Annotated in this window: 20 protein-coding genes; 15 read left to right on the forward strand and 5 right to left on the reverse strand. The window is 61.6% G+C overall.

Going from position 1 to position 21,206, the window contains the following annotated elements; all coding sequences use genetic code 11:
• Positions 1-1,263: a histidine kinase gene (locus F8N43_RS04450; protein WP_150653267.1), complete on the forward strand. Its 1,263-nt coding sequence runs from the start codon at positions 1-3 to the stop codon at positions 1,261-1,263.
• Entirely contained in the window at positions 1,260-1,901 is a 642-nt protein-coding gene (locus F8N43_RS04455) for a response regulator transcription factor (RefSeq protein ID WP_150630488.1), read from the forward strand. The genes F8N43_RS04450 and F8N43_RS04455 overlap by 4 nt, the downstream gene beginning before the upstream one ends.
• A gap of 119 nt (positions 1,902-2,020) precedes the next feature.
• Here the strand turns inward: F8N43_RS04455 and F8N43_RS04465 are convergent, their stop codons facing one another.
• Positions 2,021-2,671: a pentapeptide repeat-containing protein gene (locus tag F8N43_RS04465; protein WP_150630490.1), complete on the reverse strand. Its 651-nt coding sequence runs from the start codon at positions 2,669-2,671 to the stop codon at positions 2,021-2,023.
• Positions 2,672-2,818: 147 nt separating this feature from the next.
• Entirely contained in the window at positions 2,819-4,711 is a 1,893-nt protein-coding gene (gene exaA, locus F8N43_RS04470; protein ID WP_150630491.1) for a quinoprotein ethanol dehydrogenase, read from the reverse strand.
• 254 nt (positions 4,712-4,965) lie between these two features.
• Here exaA and pedF point away from each other — a divergent pair, with 254 nt between their 5' ends.
• The 13 genes from pedF to F8N43_RS04540 all read left to right on the forward strand — a co-directional run bounded on the left by pedF (position 4,966) and on the right by F8N43_RS04540 (position 18,496).
• Positions 4,966-5,427, forward strand: a complete 462-nt coding sequence (pedF, locus tag F8N43_RS04475; protein ID WP_150639990.1) for a cytochrome c-550 PedF — start codon at positions 4,966-4,968, stop codon at positions 5,425-5,427.
• A gap of 3 nt (positions 5,428-5,430) precedes the next feature.
• Positions 5,431-6,309 (forward strand): substrate-binding periplasmic protein, encoded by an 879-nt coding sequence (locus F8N43_RS04480; RefSeq protein WP_150639991.1) that lies wholly within the window; start codon positions 5,431-5,433, stop codon positions 6,307-6,309.
• Positions 6,306-7,067 carry a quinoprotein dehydrogenase-associated SoxYZ-like carrier gene (locus tag F8N43_RS04485; RefSeq protein ID WP_150630494.1) on the forward strand — a complete coding sequence of 254 codons (762 nt, stop codon included), beginning with the start codon at positions 6,306-6,308 and terminating at the stop codon, positions 7,065-7,067. Before F8N43_RS04480 ends, F8N43_RS04485 begins: the two co-directional genes overlap by 4 nt.
• Before the next feature lie 16 nt (positions 7,068-7,083).
• On the forward strand, positions 7,084-8,022 hold the full coding sequence (locus F8N43_RS04490; protein ID WP_150653268.1) for a quinoprotein relay system zinc metallohydrolase 1: 939 nt from the start codon (positions 7,084-7,086) through the stop codon (positions 8,020-8,022).
• A gap of 273 nt (positions 8,023-8,295) precedes the next feature.
• Entirely contained in the window at positions 8,296-10,074 is a 1,779-nt protein-coding gene (locus F8N43_RS04495; protein ID WP_150630496.1) for a PQQ-dependent methanol/ethanol family dehydrogenase, read from the forward strand.
• Between the two features lie 255 nt (positions 10,075-10,329).
• Positions 10,330-11,850: an aldehyde dehydrogenase family protein gene (locus F8N43_RS04500; RefSeq protein ID WP_150630497.1), complete on the forward strand. Its 1,521-nt coding sequence runs from the start codon at positions 10,330-10,332 to the stop codon at positions 11,848-11,850.
• Between the two features lie 260 nt (positions 11,851-12,110).
• Entirely contained in the window at positions 12,111-12,182 is a 72-nt protein-coding gene (gene pqqA, locus F8N43_RS04510; protein ID WP_003253598.1) for a pyrroloquinoline quinone precursor peptide PqqA, read from the forward strand.
• 55 nt (positions 12,183-12,237) lie between these two features.
• Positions 12,238-13,152: a pyrroloquinoline quinone biosynthesis protein PqqB gene (pqqB, locus tag F8N43_RS04515; protein WP_150639993.1), complete on the forward strand. Its 915-nt coding sequence runs from the start codon at positions 12,238-12,240 to the stop codon at positions 13,150-13,152.
• A gap of 124 nt (positions 13,153-13,276) precedes the next feature.
• Entirely contained in the window at positions 13,277-14,029 is a 753-nt protein-coding gene (gene pqqC, locus F8N43_RS04520) for a pyrroloquinoline-quinone synthase PqqC (RefSeq protein WP_150630499.1), read from the forward strand.
• Positions 14,026-14,298: a pyrroloquinoline quinone biosynthesis peptide chaperone PqqD gene (gene pqqD / locus F8N43_RS04525; RefSeq protein WP_150630500.1), complete on the forward strand. Its 273-nt coding sequence runs from the start codon at positions 14,026-14,028 to the stop codon at positions 14,296-14,298. The genes pqqC and pqqD overlap by 4 nt, the downstream gene beginning before the upstream one ends.
• Complete coding sequence (pqqE, locus tag F8N43_RS04530; protein WP_150653269.1) at positions 14,276-15,418, forward strand: pyrroloquinoline quinone biosynthesis protein PqqE; 1,143 nt, start codon at positions 14,276-14,278, stop codon at positions 15,416-15,418. The genes pqqD and pqqE overlap by 23 nt, the downstream gene beginning before the upstream one ends.
• Positions 15,419-15,621: 203 nt before the next feature.
• Positions 15,622-16,785 carry an alcohol dehydrogenase-like regulatory protein ErcA gene (ercA, locus tag F8N43_RS04535; protein WP_150630502.1) on the forward strand — a complete coding sequence of 388 codons (1,164 nt, stop codon included), beginning with the start codon at positions 15,622-15,624 and terminating at the stop codon, positions 16,783-16,785.
• Positions 16,769-18,496 (forward strand): NahK/ErcS family hybrid sensor histidine kinase/response regulator, encoded by a 1,728-nt coding sequence (locus F8N43_RS04540; protein WP_150639995.1) that lies wholly within the window; start codon positions 16,769-16,771, stop codon positions 18,494-18,496. The genes ercA and F8N43_RS04540 overlap by 17 nt, the downstream gene beginning before the upstream one ends.
• Here the strand turns inward: F8N43_RS04540 and F8N43_RS04545 are convergent.
• The 3 genes from F8N43_RS04545 to F8N43_RS04555 all read right to left on the reverse strand — a co-directional run bounded on the left by F8N43_RS04545 (position 18,481) and on the right by F8N43_RS04555 (position 21,204).
• The gene (locus F8N43_RS04545; protein ID WP_150630504.1) at positions 18,481-19,359 is read right to left on the reverse strand and encodes an aldose 1-epimerase; all 879 of its coding nucleotides are present in this window, start codon (positions 19,357-19,359) and stop codon (positions 18,481-18,483) included. The two genes, F8N43_RS04540 and F8N43_RS04545, sit on opposite strands and share 16 nt — an antisense overlap.
• Positions 19,360-19,444: 85 nt before the next feature.
• Positions 19,445-20,332 carry an SMP-30/gluconolactonase/LRE family protein gene (locus tag F8N43_RS04550; RefSeq protein WP_150653270.1) on the reverse strand — a complete coding sequence of 296 codons (888 nt, stop codon included), beginning with the start codon at positions 20,330-20,332 and terminating at the stop codon, positions 19,445-19,447.
• Positions 20,333-20,385: 53 nt separating this feature from the next.
• Positions 20,386-21,204, reverse strand: coding sequence for an NAD-dependent epimerase/dehydratase family protein (locus tag F8N43_RS04555; RefSeq protein WP_412071787.1), 819 nt, complete (start codon positions 21,202-21,204; stop codon positions 20,386-20,388).
• Positions 21,205-21,206: the final 2 nt, after the last annotated feature.

Consider the following 21,206-nt stretch of genomic DNA (forward strand, 5'->3'; position numbering starts at 1 on the left):
ATGTCAGCGCTGTGGCGGATCAACCTGTGGGTCTGCGGATTCTTCACTCTGGTCACCCTGGCGTGCATGGGCTTGCTGGTGCATCAGGCGCTGGCGGATGTGGAGCGTGAGCTGCAATCCGCCGAGGCGGTGGTCGAATATTTGAGCGAAACCGCCGAGCGTGATCCCGTCAGCCTGCAACCACGGCTGACGCAAAGTCTGCGTCACGTGCGGGTGCACTGGCTCGAACCGGGCGAGGCGGCACACCCTTCGATGCAGGACGGGCTGGACGCCTGGCTCGGGCGATTGCTGTTTGCCGAGGCACGGCACGGCGTGCGGGTGCTGGATCTGCAGGATGGCCGACGCGTGCAGATCGCGGTCGACCCACGGGATGAAATCGATGAGGTCTGGGATTCCCTCCAACAATTACTGAGCCTGTGTGGCCTGGCGTTATTGTCGAGTCTGTTGACCATCCGCTGGGCCGTGCGCCGGGGCATGGGGTTGCTCGACGAGTTGCTGCGCGCGTTGCGGCAGGTCTCCGGCGGCCAGCTCAAGGTGCGATTGCGTGCGCAGGGGCTGCCGGAAGCGCGGCAACTGGCGACGCATTTCAACCGCATGACCGAAGCACTGGAACAGGCACGCGCCGACAACACGCAACTGACCCAGACGTTACTGGCGGTGCAGGAACAGGAGCGCACTCATCTGGCGCAGACCCTGCACGACGATCTCGGTCAATACCTGGCGGGGATTCGGGCTCAGGCCTGTCTGTTGCGCTTGGTCGCTGATCAGCCTGACACCGTGGAGCGCACGGTGCGTGAGCTGGAACACAACTGCGAACACCTGCAACAAGGTTTCAGAGCGCTGGTGCACGACCTCTATCCGGTGGTGTTGCAGCACCTGCCGCTGGCCGAAGCCCTTGGGTTGCTGGTGGAACAATGGCAAGCCCGACAAGGGATCGATTGCCGGTTACGGGTCAGCGCGCACTTGCCGACGTTGTCCGCGCCGGACAAGACCCACCTCTACCGTCTGTTGCAGGAAGCCTTGACCAACGTTGCCCGTCACGCCGGTGCCAGCGAAGTGCGGGTGCGTCTGCACCATCGCGGCGGGCAGTTGTGCTTGCTGGTGCGTGACAACGGTTGCGGCGCACTCCAGCCGCAGCGACGGGGAGTCGGTTTGTATTCGATGTTCGAGCGCGCCCGCAGTCTGGGCGGCGACCTACGCATTATCAGCCACCCCGGCGCCGGTTGGGCGCTGGCCTTGAGCATGCCTTTGGAGGCTTCATGAACATTCTGCTGGTGGATGACCATGCGGTGGTCCGTCAGGGCTACGCGAGTTTGTTGCGCGCGTTGTTGCCGGCGATGGAAGTGCGTGAAGCCGCAACGGGTGAAGAGGCGCTGACCAAGGTTCAGGAAGCCGTGCCGAATCTGGTGATCATGGATTTCGGTTTGCCGGGAATCAGCGGGCTGGAAACCACGCGCCGGTTGCGACAGCGTCTGCCGCAATTGCGCGTGCTGTTTTTCAGCATGCACGATGAGCTGCCGTTGGTACGCCAGGCGCTGGACGCGGGCGCCTCGGGTTACCTGACCAAAAGCTCGGCCCCGGATGTGTTGATCGAGGCCGTGCGGCGCATCCTTGCCGGCCACGCCTATATCGAACAACCGCTGGCCACTCAATTGGTCTGTCACCCGCAACAGGACGACGCCAGTGATCCGCGTTTGCAGAGCATGACCCAGCGTGAGCTGGAAATTTTCGTGATGCTTGCCAAAGGCACTCCGGCCCGGTTGATTGCCGAGCAGTTAAGCATCAGCAGCAAGACCGTCTCCAATCACCTGACGTTGCTCAAGAGCAAATTGCAGGTCAGCTCCCATGCCGAACTGGTGCATCTGGGGATTGATATGGGGGTGGTGCGCAAGGCGATGTGACTCTATCCACCGCAGAACCCTGTGGGAGCGGGCTTGCTCGCAATGAGGGCCTTCCATCCACAATTGATGTCGACTGACAGGCCGCCATCGCGAGCAAGCTCGCTCCCACAGGAGAGGGGTTACTTGTTCCATGTCGTTGGGCAACCGGTGCAACCCTCCATATTTGCATCCTGAAAATTCGCATAATGCTGGCGCGAACCATTGAGGTTCGCCTGCTCCAGGTTGCTTTCGCCAAACTTGGCTTCCTGCAGATTGGCATCGCGCAGATCCGCGCCTTTGAGATCAGCCTTGCTTAACCAGGTCATTTCCAGATCGGCCGCCCGCAGGTTGGCGTTGTGCAGTTTGGCGCCGGAGAGGCGGGCGAATTGCAGGTAGGCGCCGCTGAGGTTGGCGTCCTGAAATTGTGCGCCCTGGGCAAACAGGCCCCAACCCTGGATCGCCATCAACGAGGCACCGCTGAAGTCGGCCAGGCGCAGGTTGCTCTGTTGCAGGCTGGCGCGGGTCAAGTTGGCGCCTTGCAGTTGGGCTTTTTCCAGATTGGCGAGGTCGAGGCGGGCGTGGCGCAAGTCGGCATCGCGCAGGTCGGCGCCGCTGAGGTTCATGTTGCGCAGGTCCTGATTGCTCAGGTTGGCGCCTTTGAGGTTGGCGCCGGGGCATTGGCTGTGCTCGGCGAGGGTGCAGCCGTTGATGATCAACGGGGCTTCGTCGCCGTCATCGGTGGCGTAAGCCGTGGCAACGCTTAATAGAAGCAGTAGAGGCAGACAGTTCATGGCGAAGTCTCTGGGGCCCTTGTGGGAGCGGGCCTGCTCGCGAGGGTCGTCAACGAAGACGCGGGGCGTCTGGTGCCCCGTGGCAGTCTCAGGTCCATCGCGAGCACGCTCGCTCCCACAGAGGTTGGCGGTGGGTGGGGTAGTGGTTTACTTCTGTGCGGTCTGGTTATCCCAGCTCGGAATCTTGAACACCCAGAACGACCCGCCCTGAGCCACCGGTTTGGTCAGCTCGGCCATGTCGCCACCCCACAACGGCACCGCGCCGCCATAGCCGACAGTCACGCCGATATACTGCTCGCCGTCCTGTTCCCAGGTGACCGGCGGCGAGACGATGCCGCTGCCGGTCTGGAACTTCCACAGCTCCTTGCCGGTTTTCGCGTCGAAGGCCTTGAAGAAACCGTCGCCGGTACCGGTGAATACCAGGTTGCCTTTGGTCGCCAGCACGCCGGCCCACAGTGGCAGCGCCTCCTTGTGCTCCCACACCACTTTGCCCGTAGTCGGGTTCATCGCACGCAAGGTGCCGACGTGATCGTCGTACATGCGTTTGATGCGGAACCCCATGCCCAGATAGGCCGAACCTTTTTTGTAGTTGACCTCTTCGGTCCAGTATTCCTCTTTCCATTGGTTGCCCGGAATGTAGAACAACCCGGTGTCCTGGCTGTAGGCCATCGGGTTCCAGTTTTTGCCGCCAAGGAACGGCGGCGAAACTTCAACCGGTTTGCCTTTGGTTTCGCCCGGCAGCGGTTTCGCCGGACGCTGGCCTTCGTTCTCGACCGGGCGCCCGGTCTTCAGGTCAATGTGGCTGGCCCAGGTGATGTTGTCGACGAAGGGGAAGGCGTTCTGCAATTTGCCGTTGTTGCGGTCGACCACGTAGAAGAAACCGTTACGGTCCGCGTGGCCGGTGGCCTTGACCGTTTTACCGTCCTTGTCCTTGTAGTCGAACAGCACCAGCTCGTTGTTGCCGGAGAAATCCCAGGCATCGTTCGGCGTGTGCTGGTAGAACCATTTCACTTCGCCGGTGCTTGGATCGACGCCGACCTGGCCCGAGGTATAGAGGCTGTCGTAATCGTGCGGGTTGCCGTCCTTGGAAGTGCGCGCCCAGGTGTTCCACGGACCAGGGTTGCCGGCGCCGACGATGATGGTGTTGGTTTCCGGATCGAAACTGGCGCTTTGCCAAGGGGCGCCTCCGCCGTGGCTCCAGGCTTCGACCTTGCCGGTTTCGGTGGTCGGATCGTTCGGCCAGGACGGCGCCTTGACGTCGCCGGTCGGGGTGCTGTCCTTGCCGTTCAAGCGGCCCATGTGGCCTTCGACAAAGGGGCGCATCCACACTTCTTCGCCGGTGTCCGGGTCGCGGGCAAACAGTTGCCCGACCACGCCGAACTCATCGCCGGAACTGCCATGAATCAGCAGCACCTTGCCGCTGGTCTTGTCTTTGATCAGCACTGGCGCGCCGGTCATGGTGTAGCCGGCGGCGTGGTCGCCGAATTTCTTGTTCCACACCACTTTGCCGGTGTTCTTGTCCAGCGCGATCAGGCGTGCGTCGAGGGTACCGAAGTAGATCTTGTCGCCATAAATCGCCGCCCCGCGATTGACCACATCGCAGCACGGACGAATGTTGTCCGGCAGGCGATGGTTGTAAGTCCACAGGCGCTTGCCGGTCTTGGCGTCGAGGGCAAACACCCGCGAGTACGAACCGGTGACGTACACCACGCCGTCACTGACGATGGCCTGGGATTCCTGGCCGCGCTGTTTCTCGTCGCCAAACGAATAGGACCAGGCGGGCGTCAGTTTGAATACGTTCTTGTCGTTGACCTTAGCGAGCGGGCTCCAGCGCTGGGCGTTGGTGCCCATGCCGTATTGCAGAACGTCCTTGGTGGTCAGGTGATCGTTGGCAATGTCTTCCCAGCTCACGTTGTGCGTCGGCTTCGCCGGTTCGGTCGCGGCTTGGCCGGCAGCGCTCAGGGACAGGCTGCTCACCAGCAAAAAGGCTTGCACGGCGAGGGTCAAAGGGGAAAGGGCGGGTAGCGATCTTATTGTCATGGTTGCAGTTCCCAGTGGAGGTTTTGGCCTGCACAGGGTGGTGCGTTCGACGGGGTGGCGAATACGGAAAAAGTCCCGCTGTTGCCGGGAAGATTTCCCAGACGGCACCTGATTTGGGTGTGCGCCACAAGCCCTACTACCAAGGGATTAGACGGCGGCCACCAAAGCAGCATGGGGCTTGCGCGAAACGCTTCCTAAGATGGTTGCCATAGCCTCTGCCAAGAGGTTTTGCGTGCAATCCTGAGGGCATAACAATGACAACAAAACGCAACGCCTTGCTCGTTGCCGGACTGCTGGCCGGCTTTATCAGTGCGGGTTCGGTCTGGGCCCACGGCAACGTGGTGCCACAAGCCGTCGAAACCAAGGGACTGACCCCGATCAAGGACGCCGGCGTGCAGGTCGATGGTGATGGGTGGGCGGCGGTGAACCCTTACCGCACTTCCCCGGAACACGATAAAGCCATCGAGATCGGCTCATCGGCCTACAACCAGAACTGCGCGGCCTGTCATGGCCTGGAAGCCAAATCAGGCGGCATCGCCCCCGATTTGCGCATGCTCGATGTCGGCGAGGCCGGTGATGAATGGTTCGTCGAACGGGTCCGCCACGGCGCCGTAAGGGACGGTCGGGTGTACATGCCGAAGATGGCCGATTACCTGAGTCAGGAAGCCCTGTGGGCAGTGCGCACTTACCTGGACAGCGTTCGCGTCGAGGAGTAATGCATGCGCCTGCTCGCTCTGTTGATCAGTGCTGTGCTGCTGTGCTGCCAGGCGGTGCAGGCGCAGGTCCGTACCTATGACGAAATGATCGCCGCCGGGGAACTGAAGGTGGCGGTCTACAAAGACTTCGCCCCCTACAGTTTCGAAGACGCCGGCCAGCCCCGTGGCGTCGATGTCGAACTGGCCGAAGCCTTGGCCAAAGCCCTTGGCGTGCACTTGAAACTGATCTGGGCGCCCGCCGGCGAGAAGCTCGACGACGACCTGCGCGACTACATCTGGCGCGCCAGTCAGTTGCACGATCTGCAACTGGCCGACCTGATGATGCGTGTGCCCTACGACCAGGATTACGCGCGCAAGCGCAACGAACTGGGTGAACTGGAAAACGGCCATGTGGTGATGTTCGGTCCGTACCAGAACGAACAATGGCAAGTCGCTTATGACCGCCGTCGGCTGGAGTCGGTAGGCAGTGTCGCGGTGTTCGAGCACCACCCGATCGGCGTCGAAGTGGACAGCGTGCCGTCGTTCTACCTGACCTCGGTATTCAACGGCATGCTCGCCGGAAAAACCCGCCACTACCCCGGCGTGCCCCAGGCGTTCGCGGCCATGAAGGCCGGTGAAGTCGACGCGGTCATGGCGATGCGCGGCGAGATCGACTGGCAGGTTCACGAGGCGGCGGACCCGCAACTCGCGCTGGCGGAAAACGCCTATCCGAACATGGGCAAGCAACTCTGGGAGATCGGCATGGCGGTGCACGAAAGCAATCGTCAATTGGCCTATGCCGTGGAAGAAACCCTGGAAACCCTGATCCGTGAAGGCTCGGTCAAAGCCATTTATGCCCGATACGGCCTGCGCTATGACGTCCCGGAGATGTATCAACAGTGAACTGGAGCGCGTGTTGCCTGTTGGCCTGCTGGCTACCCTTGGCCGCGCACGCGGCAGCCATCGAACCGGGCAAAGACCCGGTACCGTCGGTCATGTGGGCCTTCTATCACAAGCAAATGCTCGGCGATGCGCCGTTCGTGTTCGACGAGCGGGTCAAGCTGCTGGCGCCGCCGTTCGCCGAAGATGCCCGGCAAGTGCCGCTGGAAATCGACGCCCGGGCGTTCAAGGGCGAGGTGGTGAAAATCCTTGCGTGGGCCGAACTCAATCCGTTGCCAAAAATTGTTGATTTTCAACCGCTGGATCGCGTGCTGCCGTGGCTGTCGATCCGCATCCGTATCGAACAAGCCACGCCGTTGCGTGCAGCGGTGCTGACCCGCGATGGGCTGTGGCATGTCGGCTCGACCCTGATCGATGCGGCGGGCGGTGGATGCACGGCGCCCAGCGTGGTGCGCAGTCAACCGGGCTGGGAAGAGCATATCGGCGAAGTGCTTGGCGGGCGTTATCCCCGTGGTGAATTCAGCCGCTTGCGCTTGCAGGTGGCGCACCCGATGGACAACGGCATGGTCGGCGGCATCCCGGAATTTTTCATTAACCATGCCGAGCTGCGCGATCACAACGATCAGTTGCTGGCCCGCCTCGAACTGTTTCCCGCCGTCAGCGAAAACCCCAGCCTGGCGTTCGACATCGAAGGGGCAGGGCAGACGCGCTTGTTGCTGCGCGACAACAGCGGCAACGAATTCGATGCGGCCATACCCTGACTCAAAGGAGCGCGCGATGCGCTGGATGCTGCTGTTGTTCATGAGCCTGAGCCTTCCTGCGCTGGCCGATCTCGACTATTCACTCACGCCCCGGCAGATCGCCGCAGACACTTGGCTGCTGGAGGGCAGCACCGACAATTTCGCCAAGGGCAACGGTGGCAACATCGTCAATACCGCGTTCATCGTCACCGAACGCGGTGTGGTGGTGATCGACACCGGGCCGTCCAGGCGATACGGCGAAGCGATGCGCAAAGCGATTGCCGCGACCACCGACAAACCGGTGATCCAGGTGCTGCTGACCCATCATCATCCCGATCATGTGCTGGGCAATCAGGCCTTCAGCGACGTGCCGATCGGCGCGTTGGGCGGTACAGCCGAGCTGTTGAAGCAGCAGGGCGACGCCATGGCCGAGAACATGTACCGACTGGTGGGCGACTGGATGCGTGGCACCGAAGTGGTGTTGCCGACCGAGACGCTGACACCGGGCGTGCGAACTTTTGGGAATCACGATCTGCGCCTGCTGAGCCTGGGTGGGCACACGGGCGCTGATCTGGCTATTCTCGACCAGAAAACCGGCGTGCTGTTTGCCGGGGATCTGGTGTTTTATCAGCGGGCGCTGACCACGCCCAACAGTCCGGGATTGTCGGTGTGGCTGGCGGACATTGCGACGCTGCAAGGCTTGCCGTGGACGCTCATCGTCCCCGGCCACGGCCCGTTAGCCACGGACGCAAAACCCTTCGAGCAAATGCGCGACTACCTTGGCTGGCTCGATCAACTGATGCGTGAGGGCGCCGCCAATGGTAGCGACATGGGCGAGATGATCCGCAGCCCGATTCCCGAACGGTTCGCCGGGATCAGCCTGAGTCGTTATGAGCTGATTCGCAGTGTCAGTCATCTCTACCCTCGCTACGAGCGCGAACAGATGACCCGAGTCGACTCCGCCGCAAGCAAATGACCAACACGCAACCCTGTGGGAGCGAGCCTGCTTGCGATAGCGGTGTAGCAGTCAATAAAGATATCGACTGTCAGGCCCTCATCGCGAGCAGGCTCGCTCCCACAGGGGACTGGTGTCGATCACAAAAACCGGTGTTCATCTCATCCGACCCGCTACTAAGGAACTAGCAATCTCAGCACTGCGGGCAATTGTTGCAACGGCGGCCGCGCCCAAGAATCTGCACCAGACCGGGAAAATTTCCCGGGTATAACAAAAACCGCAGAGGCAGCCGTCATGACCCAACCCGCACGTCGCCAACCCTTCGTCTTGAGCCTGTTGCTCAGTGCCATGCTGTTGTCCGGCACGGCATTGGCCGCCGTCACCGACCAGGACATTCTCCAGGACCCCAAGAACCCGGAGCAGATCGTCACCAACGGTCTGGGCGTCCAGGGTCAGCGCTACAGCCCGCTCGACACCCTCAACGTCAACAACGTGAAGGACTTGCGGCCGGTCTGGGCCTTCTCCTTCGGCGGCGAAAAACAACGCGGTCAGCAAGCACAGCCGATGATCAAGGACGGCGTGATGTACATGACCGGTTCTTACTCGCGGGTGTTCGCGGTGGACGCGCGCACCGGCAAGAAGCTCTGGCAATACGATGCCCGCCTGCCCGATGACATCCGCCCGTGCTGCGACGTGATCAACCGGGGCGTGGCGCTGTACGGCGACCTCGTGTTCTTCGGCACCCTTGACGCCAAACTCGTGGCCCTGAACAAAGACACCGGCAAAGTGGTGTGGAGCAAGAAAGTCGCCGACCACAAGGAAGGCTATTCCATCAGCGCAGCGCCGTTGGTGATCAACGGCAAGCTGATTACCGGTGTGGCCGGTGGCGAGTTCGGGGTGGTCGGCAAGATCGAAGCCTATGACCCGAAAAACGGCGACTTGCTGTGGAGTCGCCCGACCGTCGAAGGCCACATGGGCTATGTCTACAAGGACGGGAAAGCGGTAGAGAACGGTATTTCCGGTGGCGAAGCCGGCAAGACCTGGCCGGGCGATCTGTGGAAAACCGGCGGCGCGGCACCTTGGCTCGGCGGTTACTACGACCCGGAAACCAATCTGCTGCTGTTCGGCACCGGCAACCCGGCGCCGTGGAACTCGCACCTGCGTCCTGGCGACAACCTTTATTCATCCTCGCGTCTGGCGCTGAACCCGGACGACGGCACGATCAAATGGCACTTCCAGAGCACGCCCCACGACGGCTGGGACTATGACGGCGTGAACGAGTTGGTCTCGTTCAACTACACCGAAGGCGGTAAAGAAATCAAAGCCGCCGCGACCGCGGACCGTAACGGTTTCTTCTATGTGCTGGACCGCACCAACGGCAAATTCATTCGTGGCTTCCCGTTCGTGGACAAGATCACCTGGGCCACCGGGCTGGATAAAGACGGCCGGCCGATCTACAACGAGGCCAGCCGTCCGGGCGCACCGGGCACCGAAGCCAAGGGCAGTTCGGTGTTCGTCGCCCCGGCGTTCCTCGGCGCGAAAAACTGGATGCCGATGGCCTATAACAAGGACACCGGGTTGTTCTACGTACCGTCCAACGAGTGGGGCATGGACATCTGGAACGAAGGCATCGCCTACAAGAAAGGCGCGGCGTTCCTTGGTGCCGGTTTCACCATCAAACCGTTGAACGAAGACTACATCGGCGTGCTGCGCGCCATCGACCCGAAAACCGGCAAGGAAGTCTGGCGCCACAAGAACTTCGCGCCGTTGTGGGGCGGGGTGCTGACCACCAAAGGCAACCTGGTGTTCACCGGCACGCCGGAAGGTTTCCTCCAGGCGTTCAACGCCAAGACCGGCGAGAAAGTCTGGGAATTCCAGACCGGCTCTGGCGTACTGGGTTCACCCGTGACCTGGGAAATGGACGGCGAGCAGTACGTCTCGGTGCTGTCCGGTTGGGGTGGCGCTGTTCCGCTGTGGGGCGGTGAAGTGGCCAAGCGCATCAAGGACTTCAACCAGGGCGGCATGCTCTGGACCTTCAAGTTGCCAAAAGACCTCGTGGTGGCCAAGCACTAACCCCAAGTCCACCGCATAACCCTGTGGGAGCGAGACCGGCTTGCCGGCGATAGCGGACTATCAGTCAACAAAGATGTTGAATGTGCTGGCCTTATCGCGGGCAAGCCCGCTCTCACTGGGGGATTTGTCGGCAAACCTACTACCAAATAACGAGAACCCCCCTGCCAACGGCGCATTCGTTCGGCACGCGGGGCTCTCTACTATCGGTTCATCGCCTGTTTGCCCGACAGGCATCGACCCAGACAGAGGCTCACCATGATCTACGCACAACCCGGAACACCAGGCGCCGTCGTGACGTTCAAGGCGCGCTACGGCAACTTCATCGGCGGCGAGTTCGTCGCGCCGGTCAATGGCGAGTACTTCACCAACACCTCGCCGGTGAACGGTGAAGTGATCGCCGAGTTCCCGCGCTCCAGCGCCGCCGACATTGACAAGGCCCTCGACGCCGCCCACGCCGCTGCCGATGCCTGGGGCAAAACCTCGGCCCAGGACCGCTCGCTGGTGCTGCTGAAAATCGCCGATCGCATCGAACAGAACCTCGAAATTCTCGCCGTCACCGAAACCTGGGACAACGGCAAAGCCGTGCGCGAAACCCTGAACGCCGACGTGCCGCTGGCCGCCGACCATTTCCGTTACTTCGCCGGCTGCATCCGCGCGCAGGAAGGCGGCGCCGCCGAGATCAACGAGCTGACCACCGCCTACCATTTCCACGAGCCATTGGGCGTGGTCGGGCAAATCATTCCGTGGAACTTCCCGCTGCTGATGGCCGCGTGGAAACTCGCCCCGGCCCTGGCGGCCGGTAACTGCATCGTGCTCAAACCAGCCGAGCAGACGCCGTTGTCGATCATGATTTTCGCCGAACTGATCGCCGACTTGCTGCCGGCCGGCGTGCTGAACATCGTGCAAGGTTTCGGTCGCGAAGCCGGTGAAGCGCTGGCTACCAGCAAACGCATCGCCAAGATCGCCTTCACCGGTTCCACCCCGATTGGTGCGCACATCATGAAATGCGCGGCCGAGAACATCATTCCAAGCACCGTTGAACTGGGCGGCAAGTCGCCGAACATCTTCTTCGAAGACATCATGAACGCCGAGCCACAGTTCATCGAGAAAGCCGCCGAAGGCCTGGTGCTCGCCTTCTTCAACCAGGGCGAAGTCTGCACCTGCCCATCACGAGCGCTGGTGCAGGAATCGATCTACGACGACTTTATGAAAGTGGTGATGAAGAAGATCGCCAAGATCAAGCGCGGCGACCCACTGGACACCGAAACCATGGTCGGCGCCCAGGCGTCTGAGCAGCAATACGACAAGATCCTCTCGTACCTGAAAATTGCCCAGGAGGAGGGCGCCGAGCTGCTCACCGGCGGCGCGGCCGAGCGTCTTGAGGGCGACTTGTCGACGGGTTACTACATCCAGCCGACCCTGCTCAAGGGCCACAACAAGATGCGCGTGTTCCAGGAAGAAATCTTCGGTCCGGTGGTGGGCATCACCACGTTCAAGGACGAAGCCGAAGCCCTGGCGATTGCCAACGACAGTGAGTTCGGCCTCGGTGCCGGTCTGTGGACCCGCGACATCAACCGTGCGTACCGCATGGGCCGGGCGATCAAGGCTGGTCGCGTGTGGACCAACTGCTACCACCTGTACCCGGCGCACGCTGCGTTCGGAGGCTACAAAAAATCCGGCGTCGGCCGTGAAAACCACAAGATGATGCTCGACCACTACCAGCAGACCAAAAACCTGCTGGTGAGCTACGACATCAATCCGCTGGGCTTCTTCTAACCCCCGCAAAAACACCACCAAAACCTGTGGGAGCGGGCTTGCCCGCGATAGCGGTCTGACATCCAACATCCATGTTGAATGTGCTGGCCTCATCGCGAGCAGGCTCGCTCCCACATTGGTTTTGTGTGTATTTGAAGACCGCGCAAACACCCCCTACCAACGCACCCCACGACCTCCTTCGAAAGTAGCATTCGGGCGCCTGCCGCCTCGTGCATTAATGGCTTTACCGGAATCGTCCGGCACAAGAAGAGGATTGACCCATGTGGACTAAACCCGCGTTTACCGATCTGCGCATTGGCTTCGAAGTGACGATGTATTTCGCCAACCGCTGATCGTCCACCCGGCCAGCCGCTGAGTTGGCCGGGCCTGCCTTCTGGAGCATCGCCCATGCACATCCGCGTTCTCGGTTCCGCCGCTGGCGGTGGTTTTCCGCAATGGAACTGCAACTGCCGCCAGTGCGCCGGCGTGCGCAATGGCAGCCTGCGCGCGCAACGTCGCACGCAGTCCTCCATTGCCCTGAGCGACAACGGTGTGGACTGGGTGCTGTGCAATGCTTCCCCGGATATCCGTGCGCAACTCGAGGGTTTCGCGCCGCTGCAACCGGCCCGCCGCCTGCGCGACACGGCGATTGCCGGCGTGGTCCTGATGGACAGCCAGATCGACCATTGCACCGGCCTGTTGAGCCTGCGCGAAGGCTGCCCGCATTCGGTGTGGTGCACCGAGCGGGTGCATGAAGACCTGAGCAGCGGTTTCCCGTTGTTCACCATGCTCAAACACTGGAATGGCGGCTTGCAGTGGCAACCCGTGGGGCTGGACCGCGAGCCATTCAGCATCGCGGCCTGCAAGCATTTGCAGTTTCGGGCGATTCCACTGGTCAGCAACGCGCCGCCGTATTCGCCCAATCGTGGCAATCCGCAACCGGGCGACACCATTGGCCTGTTCATCGAAGACCTGCGTACGGGCGCGTCGTTGTTCTATGCGCCGGGCCTGGGTCAGATCGACGATGAGGTGTCGAGCTGGATGCAACGCGCCGATTGTTTGTTGCTGGACGGTACGTTGTGGCGCGATGACGAAATGCGCGTGTGTGAAGTCGGCCAGAGCCTGGGCAGTGAAATGGGCCACCTGCCGCAAAGCGGACCGGGCGGCATGCTTGAAGTGCTGGAGGGTTTCAACCGCCAGCGCAAGGTGCTGATCCACATCAACAACACCAATCCGATCCTCGATGAAGACTCGGCTGAGCGGGCGTTGCTGGAGCGGCGCGGGATCGAAGTGGCCTATGACGGCATGAGTATTGAGTTGTAGCCGCGGGCCCCATCGCTGGCAAGCCAGCTCCCACAAGGTTCTGCGGTGTACACAAAAACCTGTGGGAGCTGGCTTGCCAGCGATGAGGCCAGACCAGACACAGCAGCTTTCCCGGAGCCCCGCAATGACTGACACCCCAATGACCCCCAGCGAATTCGAAGCCGCCCTGCGCGCCAAAGGCGCGTACTACCACATCCATCACCCGTTCCACCAAGCCATGTACGCCGGTCGCGCCACTCGCGCGCAGATTCAAGGCTGGGTCGCCAACCGTTTCTACTACCAGATCAACATTCCGCTCAAGGATGCCGCCATCCTGGCCAACTGCCCGGACCGCGACGTGCGCCGCGAATGGCTGCAGCGAATTCTCGACCACGACGGTGTGCCCGGCAGCGAAGGCGGCATTGAAGCCTGGCTGCGCCTCGGTGAAGCGGTGGGCCTGGACCGTGAACAGATCCTGTCCCAGGAACTGGTATTGCCCGGCGTCCGTTTTGCCGTGGACGCCTACGTCAATTTCGCCCGTCGTGCCTGCTGGCAGGAAGCGGCCAGCAGTTCGCTGACCGAGCTGTTCGCACCGCAGATCCACCAGTCGCGGCTCGACGCCTGGCCCACGCATTACCCGTGGATCGACGTCGCTGGTTATGACTATTTCCGCACGCGCCTGAGTCAGGCGCGGCGTGATGTCGAGCACGGTTTGCGCATCACCCTGGCGCATTACGTCACCGTCGAAGGGCAGCAGCGGATGCTGGAAATCCTTCAGTTCAAACTCGACGTGCTGTGGAGCATGCTCGACGCCATGAGCATGGCCTACGAGCTGCAACGCCCGCCGTATCACACGGTGACCACCGAACGCGTCTGGCATCGGGGGATCGCACTGTGAGCCTGATCAAACGTGCGCAGTCACCGACCTTGCGCCAGGGGTTTCGCTTGCAGTGGGAGCCGCGTCAGGACTGCCATGTGCTGCTGTACCCCGAAGGCATGATTAAACTCAACGCCAGTGCCGGGCAGATTCTCGATCTGCTGGACGGTCAGCGCAGCGTGGCGGCGATCATTGATTTACTCTCCGCGAGTTTCCCCGGTGTGCCGGGGATCGATGAGGACGTGCTGGCGTTTCTGGAGGTGGCCCATGCTCAGTTCTGGATCGAATGATTTGCCGCCGGGGCCGCCGCTGTGGCTGTTGGCGGAGCTGACTTATCGTTGTCCGTTGCAATGCCCGTATTGCTCCAATCCACTGGATTTCGCCCAGCAAGGCGCGGAGTTGAGTACCGAAGAGTGGATTCGCGTGTTCCGTGAGGCGCGCGAAATGGGCGCTGCGCAACTGGGCTTTTCCGGTGGCGAGCCGTTGGTGCGCCAGGATTTGGCGGAGTTGATCAAAGCCGCACGGGACATGGGTTACTACACCAACCTGATCACCTCGGGCATCGGTTTGACCGAGCAGAAAGTCCATGATTTCAAAGTCGCCGGGCTCGACCATATCCAGATCAGCTTTCAGGCCGCCGACGAAGCGGTCAACAACATGCTCGCCGGCTCGCGCAAGGCATTCGCACAGAAGCTCGCCATGGCCCGTGCGGTCAAAGCCCAGGGTTACCCGATGGTGCTGAATTTCGTCACCCATCGGCACAACATCGACCGCATCGACCGCATCATCGACTTGTGCCTGGAGCTGGAAGCGGATTTCGTCGAACTGGCCACGTGTCAGTTCTATGGGTGGGCCGAGCTCAACCGCGTGGGCCTGTTGCCGACCCGCGAGCAATTGCAGCGCGCCGAGCGCATCACCAACGAATACCGTGAACGGCTTGAGGCGCAGGGTCATCCATGCAAACTGATCTTCGTCACCCCGGATTACTACGAAGAACGCCCCAAGACCTGCATGAACGGCTGGGCCAATCTGTTTCTCGACATCACCCCGGACGGCACGGCGTTGCCCTGTCACAGCGCCCGGCAGTTGCCGGTGACGTTCCCGAATGTGCGCGAACACAGCATCGAGCACATCTGGACCGACTCCTTCGGTTTCAACCGCTTTCGCGGCGACGACTGGATGAAGGAACCGTGCCGCTCCTGCGATGAAAAGCACAAGGACCTGGGAGGATGTCGCTGCCAGGCGTTCATGCTGACCGGCGATGCCGCCAATGCCGACCCGGTGTGCAGCAAGTCGCCGCACCACGGTGTGATCCTCAAGGCACGCGAGGAAGCCGATGCGCCGGGGCTGGGGATGGAACATTTGATCTTGCGTAACGAGAAGGCATCGCGGCTGATCTATCGCGGATGAATCAATCAACACAAATCCCTGTGGGAGCTAGCCTGCTAGCGATAGCGGTTTGTCAGGCAATACAGATGTTAAATGTGCCGACCCCATCGCGAGCAGGCTCGCTCCCACAGGGATCTGCGGTGTACCCATAGGTCTGATTGCATTCGCAGCCGGATGGGTTAGTGTGGCTTTACCTTCCAAAACAATAAAAAACAGGCTTTCCAATGAGCCAGAGTCTCAGTCAGCTACGTAAATTCGTTTCCCCTGAAATCATCTTTGGTGCCGGTTGCCGGCACAACGTCGGCAACTATGCCAAGACCTTTGGTGCGCGTAAGGTCCTGGTGGTCAGCGATCCCGGTGTGATCGCCGCCGGTTGGGTCGCCGATGTCGAGGCCAGCCTGCAAGCCCAGGGCATCGATTACTTCCTGTACAGCGACGTTTCACCCAACCCGCGCGTCGAGGAGGTCATGCTCGGTGCCGAGTTGTACCGGGAAAACCATTGCGACGTGATCGTCGCCGTCGGTGGCGGCAGCCCGATGGATTGCGGCAAGGGCATCGGCATTGTCGTCGCTCACGGCCGCAGCATCCTCGAGTTCGAAGGGGTGGACACCATTCGCGTGCCCAGCCCGCCGCTGATCCTGATTCCGACCACCGCCGGCACCTCGGCGGATGTCTCGCAATTCGTGATCATCTCCAACCAGCAAGAACGCATGAAGTTCTCCATCGTCAGCAAAGCGGTGGTGCCGGACGTGTCGCTCATCGACCCGGAAACCACCCTGAGCATGGACCCGTTCCTGTCGGCCTGTACCGGCATCGACGCGTTGGTGCATGCCATCGAAGCCTTTGTGTCTACCGGCCACGGACCCCTGACCGACCCCCACGCGCTGGAAGCCATGCGTCTGATCAACGGCAACCTGGTGCAGATGATCGCCAACCCGAGCGACATCGCCCTGCGCGAGAAGATCATGCTCGGCAGCATGCAGGCCGGGCTGGCGTTCTCCAACGCGATCCTCGGCGCGGTGCACGCCATGTCCCACAGCCTGGGCGGCTTCCTCGACTTGCCCCATGGGCTGTGCAACGCGGTGCTGGTGGAGCACGTGGTGGCCTTCAATTACAGCTCCGCGCCGGAACGGTTCAAGGTGATTGCCGAGACGTTCGGCATCGATTGCCGAGGCCTCAATCACCGGCAGATCTGCGGGCGTCTGGTTGAACATCTGATCGCGCTGAAACACGCCATCGGCTTCCACGAAACCCTCGGTTTGCACGGCGTCAGCACGGCGGACATCCCGTTCCTGTCGCAACATGCCATGCACGATCCGTGCATCCTGACCAACCCGCGCGAATCCAGTCAGCGTGATGTCGAGGTCGTCTATGGCGAAGCCCTCTGACGAACAACAACGTGCGCTGGCCGGGTTACTCGGATTAGGCAGTCACTCGGCGCGCAAGAGCCATTACCCGGAACTCGCCGCACGGCTGGACGAGTTGGAAGCTGAGCGTAATCGCTACAAATGGCTGTTCGAAAACGCCGTCCACGGGATCTTCCAGGCCAGCCTCATGGAAGGCATGCGTGCCGCCAACCCGGCCCTGGCGCGGATGCTTGGCTATCAGGACCCGCAAGAGGTGCTGTTTTCGCTGGCCGACCTGGCGAGCAACCTGTTTGTCGGCGGCGCTCAAGAGTTGGAGAAAATCCGTGAAATGCTCCAGCGCGAGCGCAGCTTGCACGGCTATGAAACCCAGTTGCGGCGCAAGGACGGCACCAGCCTCGACGTGCTGATGAACCTGCTGCTCAAACCCGACCAGGAAGGGCTGGTGGAGGGTTTTGTCGCCGACATCACCGAACGCAAATTCGCCCAGCAGCGCCTGCAACAACTCAATGACGAACTGGAACAGCGGGTCGCCGCGCGCACCGACGAATTGCTGGAAGCCAACCGCAACCTGCAACAGCAGATCACCCAGCGTAAACAGATTGCCCAAGACTTGCGCGATGCCCGGGACGCCGCCGAGGCCGCCAATCGCAGCAAGGACAAATACCTCGCCGCCGCCAGTCATGACCTGCTGCAACCGCTCAACGCCGCACGTTTGCTGATTTCGACCTTGCGTGAGCGCAAGCTGCCGGACGTCGAACAGGTGCTGGTCGAACGCACCCATCAGGCCCTGGAAGGGGCAGAAGATTTGCTCACCGATTTGCTGGACATCTCCCGGCTCGATCAGGCCGCGGTCAAACCGGATGTCGCGTTGTACCGCCTCGATGAATTGCTCGGGCCGCTGGTGTCCGAGTTCCGGTCAGTGGCCGATGCGGCCGGGTTGCGTTTGCGCGTGCACATGGGCGATTTCGCCATTCGCACCGACCTGCGCCTGATGACCCGCATCATGCGCAACTTCCTCAGCAATGCTTGTCGCTACACCGATCAGGGCAGCATTTTGCTCGGGGCCCGGCGGCGCGGCGACTGGCTGCGTCTGGAAGTCTGGGACACCGGGCGCGGGATCCCGGCGGATCGCCTCGACTCGATCTTCCTCGAGTTCAATCAACTGGACGTCGGCCGCGCCGCCGACCGCAAAGGTGTGGGGCTGGGGCTGGCGATCGTCGAGCGCATCGCCAAGATCCTCGACTACCGGATTCAGGTGCATTCGCTGCCGGGACGCGGCTCGATGTTCAGTATTGAGGTGCCGATTTCCCATGAGGTTCCGTTGCCCATCAGCCTCGCGGCGCCCCAGCCGGGCACCGGCAATCCGTTGCCGGGCCGGCGCTTGCTGGTGCTGGACAATGAAGTGAGCATTCTGCAAAGCATGAGCGCATTGCTCGGGCAGTGGGGCTGCGAAGTGGTCGTCGCCACCGACGAAACCTCGGCACTGGCCGCGTTGCAGGGCCAGGCGCCGGAACTGATTCTGGCGGACTATCACCTCGATCACGGGGTGGTGGGGTGTGAGGTGGTGCGGCATTTACGCGAGCATTTCAGCCAGACCATTCCGGCGGTGATCATCACCGCGGACCGCACCGACCAGTGCCGGCGCTCCTTGCAGCGACTGGATGCGCCGTTGCTGAACAAACCGGTGAAACCCGGCAAGTTGCGCGCAGTGTTGAGTCAGTTATTGGGGTAGGCGCGGTATTGCAGGCTGAAACCCAGCTCGGCGGACTGACCTTGCTCCAGCAACACCAGACCCGGCCGACCGGGCAAGTGGTGCGCATTGACCGGATGGCTCACCGGTTCGATGCAGAAAAACGCCAGGTCCACCGGGCAGTAGAGCAGGTAGTAATCGCTGCCGCTGGCCTGGCATTCCAGTTCATAACCGAGGTCGGGTTGCTGGATCAGGCAATGCCCATCCCATTGGCAGAATCCATTGTCGACCAGCGTGTCGGGCAGGGCCTTGAGGTGCTGGAAGTCCCAATCGGCGGGCAACGAGCTCAGTCGTGTGGGCAGTTTGGCAGCGTCGCATAACCAGACTTTCCCGGCTTTTGCCTGCAACTGCGTGTCGGCAGTGCGCGGCAGATACGGGTGCAGCCCCAAACCGTGCCACGCCGCGTACTCGGCCAGATGGGTGACGTGCAATTCGATACTCAGTTTGCCCTCGCTCAAATGAAACCGCTGCCGGGCGCGATAGGCGAACGGCGTGGTGCTGTCGAGTTGCAGCACCACTTCATCACGGGTTTGCGAAACCAACTGCCACGGCTGCTGCCAGGCGCTGCCGTGAATCGGCAGCGGATCGGTGAGGCTGTTGGGCTCAAGCGCAAGCCAGCCGTGCGGACGATCGAAACCACCGTCGGAAATGCGGTTGGACCATGGCACCAGAGGAAAACAGCCGAGTTTGCCGGGCAGGCCGGTGTTCAGCGCGTGCGTATCACTGCGGCGCAACAGGGGCTGCCCCGAACTGTTGACGGTCCAGTTGACGATGCTGCCGCCGAGTTCGGGGGCGAGGGTGAGGTGAGTGAATTCGTCTTCGAGTTCGAGCAGTGTTGGCGTCATGTTGACCCGCGATAGGAATGAGTACGGGGATAATGTGTAGGAGCCGGCTTGCTGCGGGCGGCTCCTACAGGTAACGCGTTTTCAATCAGGGGTTGAAGCGAGGTTCCGGCAGGCCTTTCACGCCCGGATCAAGGGCGAACACGCCGCCCGCCAGTGACTGTTCGTCATGGTCGTCACCGGGGCGGATCGAGGTCACGAACAGAGTGTCCAGCCGACTGCCGCCGAAAGCGCACATGGTCGGTTTTTTTACCGGTACGGTGAGGGAGCGGTCCAGGCGTCCGTCGGGGGTGAAACGGTGTATCAGCCCGGCGTCGTTGGCGCAGATCCAATAGCAGCCTTCGGCGTCCACGGCGGCGCCATCGGGGCGACCGCAGAAGTGATTCATGTCGACGAACACCCGACGGTTGGTCGGTGTGCCGCTGTCGATGTCGTAATCGAAGGCCCAGATTTGCTGGACCGAAGGATGCGAGTCCGACAGGTACATCGTGCGGCCATCGGGGCTGAAGCCGAGGCCATTGGGCACGATGAATCCACCCAGTTGCGCACCGAGCGGCCCGCGTTCTCCGGCGCTGTAGCGATACAACGCGCCCTCGGCCGCATTGGCGCCCATGTTCAGTACCATGCTGCCGGCCCAGAAACGTCCTTGACGGTCGCAGCGACCGTCGTTGAGGCGCATGTCCGTTCGGGAATGATCAACAGGCGCCAGCAGTTCGCTGTCGAGGCTGCCGTCGTTGTGCGTTTGAAGGCGGAAGAACCCGCTTTCCATCCCAGCGACCCAGCTGCCATCGCGGTGACGCGCGATGCAGGCGAGCATTTCCGGTGCCGTCCAGGCCTCGACATGGCCGGTTTCGGCACTCCAGCGTTGCAGGCCCCCGGCGGGAATATCGACCCAGTACAGGGCGTTTTCCTCAGGAACCCAGACCGGGCTTTCACCGACCCCGTTACGGGCATCGACAATCAATTCGGCTTGCATGGCAACTCATTCCCTGGGCTTTTTGTTGTGGGGATCAAGTGAAACAGGAGGCTTCAGTCACCGAACGGGCCGGACGCGACAAAGGCACCCCCCTGATAAACCATGGCCGGATCATCCGCAGCCGGCATCGGTTGGGCTTCGACTTTTTCGCGGAACACTTCAGACGTGTCCCTTGGTGCATAACCCAGCGCGGTGGCGTAGCGGTTGTCCCACCAGACGTTCTTGTTATCGGAAGCGCCGTAGACCACGGTATGGCCGACGTTCGGGGCGTACAGGGCGCATTCGATCAAATGAGTCAGGTCGCCGAAGCTCAGCCAGGTGCTCATCATCCGACGGTTTTGCGGTTCCGGGAACGAGGAGCCGATGCGGATGCTGACGGTCTCGATGCCGTAGCGGTCGAAATAGAAGCTGGCCACGTCTTCGCCGTAGCACTTGGACAAACCGTAGTAACTGTCCGGGCGGCGAGGGGAGCGGGCGTCGATCACTTCATCCTGTTTGTAGAAACCGATGACATGGTTGGAACTGGCGAAAATCACCCGCTTCACGCCATGGCGGCGCGCCGCTTCGTAGATGTGGAATACGCCGCAGATGTTGGCGCCCAGGATGTCTTCAAACGAATGTTCCGTCGAGACGCCGCCAAAGTGCAGGATGGCGTCCACGCCTTCGACCAGATGATGCACGGCTTGCTTGTCCGCGAGGTCGCAGGTCACAACTTCTTCGCGGTCATCGATGGCGGGGGCGATGTCGGCGATGTCCGACAGGCGAATCACCTTGGCGTAAGGACGCAGGCTTTCGCGCAGCACTTTACCGAGGCCACCGGCGGCACCGGTCAACAGCAGGCGATTGAAAGGGACTTGGGAAGTGCTGGTCATGG

The organism is Pseudomonas fluorescens (assembly GCF_902498065.1).
Taxonomy (GTDB): domain Bacteria; phylum Pseudomonadota; class Gammaproteobacteria; order Pseudomonadales; family Pseudomonadaceae; genus Aquipseudomonas; species Aquipseudomonas fluorescens_BJ.

What these genes read in the sequence shown, in the direction of transcription:
- F8N43_RS04450 (WP_150653267.1), top strand. Translation starts at nt 1, where the DNA reads ATGTCAGCGCTGTGGCGGATCAACCTGTGGGTCTGCGGATTCTTCACT.
- F8N43_RS04455 (WP_150630488.1), top strand. Translation starts at nt 1,260, where the DNA reads ATGAACATTCTGCTGGTGGATGACCATGCGGTGGTCCGTCAGGGCTAC.
- F8N43_RS04465 (WP_150630490.1), bottom strand. Translation starts at nt 2,671, where the DNA reads ATGAACTGTCTGCCTCTACTGCTTCTATTAAGCGTTGCCACGGCTTAC.
- exaA (WP_150630491.1), bottom strand. Translation starts at nt 4,711, where the DNA reads ATGACAATAAGATCGCTACCCGCCCTTTCCCCTTTGACCCTCGCCGTG.
- pedF (WP_150639990.1), top strand. Translation starts at nt 4,966, where the DNA reads ATGACAACAAAACGCAACGCCTTGCTCGTTGCCGGACTGCTGGCCGGC.
- F8N43_RS04480 (WP_150639991.1), top strand. Translation starts at nt 5,431, where the DNA reads ATGCGCCTGCTCGCTCTGTTGATCAGTGCTGTGCTGCTGTGCTGCCAG.
- F8N43_RS04490 (WP_150653268.1), top strand. Translation starts at nt 7,084, where the DNA reads ATGCGCTGGATGCTGCTGTTGTTCATGAGCCTGAGCCTTCCTGCGCTG.
- F8N43_RS04495 (WP_150630496.1), top strand. Translation starts at nt 8,296, where the DNA reads ATGACCCAACCCGCACGTCGCCAACCCTTCGTCTTGAGCCTGTTGCTC.
- F8N43_RS04500 (WP_150630497.1), top strand. Translation starts at nt 10,330, where the DNA reads ATGATCTACGCACAACCCGGAACACCAGGCGCCGTCGTGACGTTCAAG.
- pqqB (WP_150639993.1), top strand. Translation starts at nt 12,238, where the DNA reads ATGCACATCCGCGTTCTCGGTTCCGCCGCTGGCGGTGGTTTTCCGCAA.
- pqqC (WP_150630499.1), top strand. Translation starts at nt 13,277, where the DNA reads ATGACTGACACCCCAATGACCCCCAGCGAATTCGAAGCCGCCCTGCGC.
- pqqE (WP_150653269.1), top strand. Translation starts at nt 14,276, where the DNA reads ATGCTCAGTTCTGGATCGAATGATTTGCCGCCGGGGCCGCCGCTGTGG.
- ercA (WP_150630502.1), top strand. Translation starts at nt 15,622, where the DNA reads ATGAGCCAGAGTCTCAGTCAGCTACGTAAATTCGTTTCCCCTGAAATC.
- F8N43_RS04540 (WP_150639995.1), top strand. Translation starts at nt 16,769, where the DNA reads ATGGCGAAGCCCTCTGACGAACAACAACGTGCGCTGGCCGGGTTACTC.
- F8N43_RS04545 (WP_150630504.1), bottom strand. Translation starts at nt 19,359, where the DNA reads ATGACGCCAACACTGCTCGAACTCGAAGACGAATTCACTCACCTCACC.
- F8N43_RS04550 (WP_150653270.1), bottom strand. Translation starts at nt 20,332, where the DNA reads ATGCAAGCCGAATTGATTGTCGATGCCCGTAACGGGGTCGGTGAAAGC.
- F8N43_RS04555 (WP_412071787.1), bottom strand. Translation starts at nt 21,204, where the DNA reads ATGACCAGCACTTCCCAAGTCCCTTTCAATCGCCTGCTGTTGACCGGT.